Source organism: Psychrobacter sp. 1Y4 (assembly GCF_051847555.1).
The window spans coordinates 1-570 of record NZ_JBPYDE010000927.1; the positions used below are offsets into that span (position 1 = coordinate 1).

At 44.7% G+C, this 570-nt stretch carries 1 protein-coding gene and 1 pseudogene; both read right to left on the reverse strand.

Annotation, left to right across the window (positions count from 1 at the left end; genetic code table 11):
* Window positions 1-336, reverse strand: a pseudogene (locus ACS8FC_RS19650) (dihydrofolate reductase); the annotation flags it as partial.
* Between the two features lie 79 nt (window positions 337-415).
* The coding region (locus tag ACS8FC_RS19655; RefSeq protein ID WP_439298024.1) for a thymidylate synthase at window positions 416-570 on the reverse strand (155 nt) is incomplete at its 5' end.

Here is a 570-nt window from a genome sequence, read left to right on the forward strand (position 1 = left end):
GGCATGCGTCAGGGCGTCATCTAAGTTGTGAACCACGTGCGCGTGGGCGTGTCCTACCAGTCCTTTTTGCTTTGCGTAGTCCATCTGAGTGGAGACAATGAAGTTCACACGTTTTGGTAGTGGTTTGCTACCCATTGATTCAAATGTCTTGCGACCCATGATGACGATGCCTTGCATATCGCTACTCGAGACCGTATTCTGCGGGTCACGTGTGGTCAACTGTTTAAAATGCTGCTAGTCTTGTGAGATATGCCACGGCAGCTCATTGTTCTTACCGATACAGCGATTGCTACTTATGGCGGCGATTTGGGCAACTTCAGTGTGGGCATAGCTCATAATGTGTCCTTTCTATTATATTTTTAAACGTCTGTATTTTAACTCACAGTCTTATTTATTGTCGTGCATGAGACGTACTTTAAACAGCAACTTTGGCTTTGATGGTCGGATGAGACTCATAGTTATTGACGCTAATATCGTCGTATTCAAAAGCAAAAATATCTTTCACCTCGGGGTTCAGTGTCAATGTTGGCGGTGTATATAGCGAGCGTGTTAATTGTAGCTCAGCTTGCT